The 4724-nt window shown below is 73.3% G+C and carries 5 protein-coding genes; all 5 read right to left on the bottom strand.

Translation table 11 applies throughout. The annotated features are described in order from the left end of the window. The coding region (locus tag AB0C29_RS34265; RefSeq protein ID WP_360829182.1) for an FAD-dependent oxidoreductase at positions 1 to 183 on the bottom strand (183 nt) is incomplete at its 3' end. A 28-nt stretch (positions 184 to 211) separates the two neighbouring features. Further along, the gene (gene lgt / locus AB0C29_RS34260; RefSeq protein WP_360829179.1) at positions 212 to 1321 is read right to left on the bottom strand and encodes a prolipoprotein diacylglyceryl transferase; all 1110 of its coding nucleotides are present in this window, start codon (positions 1319 to 1321) and stop codon (positions 212 to 214) included. 34 nt (positions 1322 to 1355) lie between these two features. After that, a complete protein-coding gene (gene trpA / locus AB0C29_RS34255) occupies positions 1356 to 2162 on the bottom strand; it encodes a tryptophan synthase subunit alpha (protein ID WP_360829176.1) in 807 nt (268 codons plus the stop codon). Further along, a complete protein-coding gene (gene trpB, locus AB0C29_RS34250) occupies positions 2159 to 3400 on the bottom strand; it encodes a tryptophan synthase subunit beta (RefSeq protein WP_360829174.1) in 1242 nt (413 codons plus the stop codon). Before trpB ends, trpA begins: the two co-directional genes overlap by 4 nt. Continuing rightward, positions 3397 to 4200 (bottom strand): indole-3-glycerol phosphate synthase TrpC, encoded by an 804-nt coding sequence (gene trpC / locus AB0C29_RS34245; RefSeq protein ID WP_360549008.1) that lies wholly within the window; start codon positions 4198 to 4200, stop codon positions 3397 to 3399. The genes trpB and trpC overlap by 4 nt, the downstream gene beginning before the upstream one ends. Positions 4201 to 4724: the final 524 nt, after the last annotated feature.

Raw genomic sequence — 4724 nt, 5'->3', positions numbered from 1 at the left:
GCCGCCGTCGGGGTCGAGGGCTTGCAGGGCGCGGCGGCCGTTGGGCCACAGCACCAACGCCGTCGGGGAGGCCGCGATGCGTTCGCCGGACTCCAGCAGGGTGACCTGCCAGCCGTCGCGGGCCAGTGCTCCGGCGGCGGCCAGCCCGGCGATGCCCGCTCCCACCACCACGGCCGTGCGCACGCCGCCGCCTTCCGCCGGGGCCTGGCCGTCAGTGTTCGTCGGCGGATGCGGAGGCCGACGACTTGCTGTCGGGCTCCGCGGGCTCGGTGGGGCTGGGCTCAGCGGTGTCGGGCCCGGTCGGTGCATCAGGGGCGTCGGCGGCGGGCGGCAGGACGCCCGTTCGCTCGTACGCGTGGAAGCGCTCCTCGCTGACCACCTGATATGCCGACGGCGGCTTGGTCGTGGCCGGCGCCCCACCGACGTCGACCTGGGAGACGTCGCTGTCGGCGCCGGGCTCCGGGGCCGAGTCGGGCGCGTCGATCGGCACCACGTACTCGCGGGGGCCCTTGACCATCAGGAAGTAGATCAGCGCGCCGAGGAACACCACGACGGACGTGACCACGTTGAGCCGGATGCCGAAGATGTGGTTGGCCTCGTCGACGCGCAGCATCTCGATCCAGAAGCGGCCCGCCGTGTACGCCATCACGTAGATCGCGAACGCCCGGCCACGGCCGAACTTGAAGCGGCGGTCCAGCCAGAAGACCAGGCCGGCCACGCCGAAGTCCCAGACGAGCTCGTAGAGGAAGGCGGGGTGGTAGAGGTCGGGCAGGGTCACGGCCTTGCCGTCGATGACGGTGGCGTGACCCGGGTTGGCCCGGTCCATGTCGTGCACCCGCAGGCCCCACGGCAGGGTGGTGACGCTGCCGTACAGCTCGTTGTTGAACCAGTTGCCGAGGCGGCCGATCCCCTGGGCCAGCGGCAGCGCCGGGGCCAGCGCGTCGGCGAAGACGCTCAGCGGCAGGCCGAGCTGGCGGGCGGCGAACCAGGCGCCGAGCGCGCCACCGGCGACCGCGCCCCAGATGCCGAGGCCGCCCTCCCAGATCTGGAAGACCCGGATCGGGTCGCCGCCGGCGCCGAAGTAGTCGCCCGGCGACGTGATGACGTGGTAGATCCGCGCGCCGATGATGCCGAACGGCACCGCCCACACGGCCATGTCGAGCGACGCCCACGGCGCGACGCCGCGACGGCGCAGCCGCCACTCCATGACCAGGACGGCGACCACGATGCCCGCGACGATGCAGAGTGCGTACGCCCGGATCGGCAGGCCGAGCACGTGCCAGACCGACGTCGTGGGGCTGGGGATAGCGGCGAGGTTCACGCGCGCACCCTACCGCCCGGCCCTGACAGAATCATCAAGAGGCCTTGCTGACCCGTACGCCTTCCGCCAGCTCCGCGCTGAGCGCGCGCAGCCGGTCCAGGCCGGTGCCGCGGTCGGGGGCGTCGAGCACGCACCGGATCAGCGCGCTGCCGACGATCACGCCGTCGGCGAAAGCGGCCACCTCGGCCGCCTGCGCTCCCGTGCCGACGCCCAGACCGACGCCGACGGGCATCTCCGGGTCGGCCGCGCGGATCCGGGCGACGAGCTCGGGGGCCTGCGACGAGACCGCGGTGCGCGCGCCGGTGACGCCCATCAGCGCGGTCGCGTAGACGAAGCCGCGGCACTGGGCGACGGTCATGGCCAGGCGCTCGTCGGTCGACGAGGGCGAGACCAGGAACGTGCGGTCGATCGCGTACCGGTCGGCGGCGGCGATCCACTCGCCGGCCTCGTCCGGGATCAGGTCCGGGGTGATCATGCCGGTGGCGCCGGCCGCGGCGAGGTCGCGGGCGAACGCGTCCACGCCGTAACGCTCGACCGGGTTCCAGTACGTCATCAGCACGACGGTGGCCCCGGCGTTCGCGACCGCCTCGATGATCCGCAGCGTGTCGCGGGTGCGCACGCCGCCGGCCAGCGCGATGTCGCTGGCCCTCTGGATCACCGGCCCGTCCATCACCGGGTCGCTGTACGGCAGCTCGACCTCGATGACGTCGCAGCCGGACTCCGCCATGGCGACCATCGAGGCGATGCTCTCGTCGACGCTCGGGAAGCCGGCCGGCATGCAGCCGACGAGCACCGCGCGCCCCTCGGCCCTGGCCTTGCCGAAGGTGTCGGCGATGCTCACGAGTTCTCCCCCGGGACGATCGTCTCGACCTCGTCGAGGATGCCGAAGTAGGCGCCCGCGGTGTGCACGTCCTTGTCCCCGCGCCCGGACAGGTTGATCACGATCGTCGGGGTGCGGCCGAGCTCCTCGGTCAGCGCCGGCACGATCCGCTGCGCACCGGCCAGCGCGTGCGCGCTCTCGATGGCCGGGATGATGCCCTCGGTGCGGCAGAGCAGCTGGAACGCGGCCATCGCCTCGGCGTCGGTGACCGGCTCGTAGCGGGCGCGGCCGGTGTCGTGCAGCCAGGCGTGCTCCGGGCCGACGCCCGGGTAGTCCAGGCCGGCCGAGATCGAGTGCGACTCGACCGTCTGGCCGTCCTCGTCCTGCAGCACGTACGTGCGGGCGCCGTGCAGCACCCCGGCCGAGCCGCCGGTGATCGACGCGGCGTGCCGGCCGGTCTGCACCCCGTCGCCGCCGGCCTCGAAGCCGTACAGGCGCACGTCCTCGTCACCGACGAAGGCGTGGAAGATGCCGATCGCGTTGGAGCCGCCGCCCACGCAGGCCGCGACCGCGTCGGGCAGCCGGCCCAGCTGGTCCAGGCACTGGGCCCGGGCCTCGATGCCGATGCCGCCGACGAAGTCGCGCACGATCTCCGGGAACGGGTGCGGGCCGGCGGCCGTGCCCAGCAGGTAGTGGGTCGTGTCGACGCTGGAGACCCAGTCGCGCAGGGCCTCGTTGAGCGCGTCCTTGAGGGTGCGGGAGCCGTTGGTCACCGGCACGACGGTGGCGCCGAGCATGCGCATCCGGGCCACGTTCAGCGCCTGGCGCTCGGTGTCGGTCTCGCCCATGTAGACCACGCACTCGAGGTCGAGCAGTGCGGCCGCGGTGGCGCTGGCGACGCCGTGCTGGCCGGCCCCGGTCTCGGCGATGACCCGCGGCTTGCCCATCTGCTTGGCCAGCAGGGCCTGGCCCAGCACGTTGCGCACCTTGTGGGCGCCGGTGTGGTTCAGGTCCTCGCGCTTGAGCAGCACCTCCGCGCCGATCGCGGCGGAGAACCGCTCGGCCCGGTAGAGCAGCGAGGGCGTGCCCGCGTAGTCGCGCAGCAGGCCGGTGAACCGCGCCTGGAAGACCGGGTCGACCTTGGCCGCCCGGTACGCCGCGTCGAGCTCGTCGAGCGCCCGGACCAGCGCCTCGGGCACGAACCGGCCGCCGTAGCGGCCGAAGTGCCCGGCGAGGTCCGGCAGGGCCGGGGCGCTCATCGCACCGGCCGGGGCGTGGCCGGGTGGTTGCCCGCGTTGACCAGCTCGGCGACCGCGTCGCGGGGGCTCTTCTTGGTCACCAGGCCCTCGCCGACCAGCACCGCGTCCGCGCCGGCCGACGCGTACCGGATCAGGTCGTGCGGGCCGCGCACGCCGGACTCGGCGATCTTGACCACGTTGTTGGGCAGGCCGGGCGCGATCCGCTCGAAGACGGACCGGTCCACCTCCAGGGTGCGCAGGTCGCGGGCGTTGACGCCGATGACCTGGGCGCCGGCGTCCAGGGCCCGGTCGGCCTCCTCCTCGTTGTGCACCTCCACGAGGGCCGTCATGCCCAGCGACTCGATGCGCTCGAGCAGGCCGGTGAGCACGTTCTGCTCCAGCGCGGCCACGATGAGCAGGACGAGGTCGGCGCCGTGGGCCCGGGCCTCGTGCACCTGGTAGCTCGACACGACGAAGTCCTTGCGCAGCACCGGCACGCCGACCGCGGCCCGCACCGCGGCCAGGTCCTCCAGCGAGCCGCCGAACCAGCGGCCCTCGGTGAGCACGCTGATGCAGCGCGCGCCGCCGGCCGCGTACTCGCCGGCCAGCTCGGCCGGGTCCGGGATGTCGGCCAGTGCGCCCTTGGACGGCGACGACCGCTTGACCTCCGCGATCACCGCCACGCCGGGCTTGCGCAGGGCCGCGTACGCGTCGATCGCCGGCGGTGCTGCCGCGGCGAGGTCACGCACCTGCTCCAGCGAGAGCTGCTGCTGGCGGGCCGCGACGTCTTCGCGGACCCCGGCCAGGATCTCCTCGAGCACGTTCTGCGGTCCCGCACCACGCTCCGCGGGTCCGCCACTGCCCGCCGCCTGATCGGATGTCACCTAATGACTCCCCTCTCCGGGTGTCCTCGGCCCGATGCTAGGTGGCCGCCGACATGTCCAGCCCCCCGGGGTATGGCGCGCCTCACGAGATGGGCTGCGGCATAATGCGCACCCGGGTGGCGCGCTGTTTCATCCGTCACATCCTCCTCGCCGGCCTCAGGCGACTACCTGCGACCCCCTGGATGATCGGTTGATCCCCCCTGCCGGTGACGGTGGTGTCACCGATCGGAAATACGACTCCGGCATCATCGGACTCGGGCAGACTGGTCGGCGGCCAGCAACGCCGGCCCCCGGCACGAGTCTCGTGAGGTTGACCATGGCTACTGCAGAGGTTGGTTTCGTCGCCGTCTCCCGGGCCGTCGTCGCGGCGGCCGCCGAGCTCGCGGCCGAGGTCGAGCGCCGGGTGGTGGGCGACGAGAACGTCCGGACCGCCCAGGGCAACGCGTGGGCGGCGATCTGCG

The organism is Actinoplanes sp. NPDC048791, from assembly GCF_040650095.1.
Lineage (GTDB): Bacteria > Actinomycetota > Actinomycetes > Mycobacteriales > Micromonosporaceae > Actinoplanes.
Note: the sequence above shows the minus strand (reverse complement) of the source record. Positions and strands in the feature narration are given on the sequence as shown.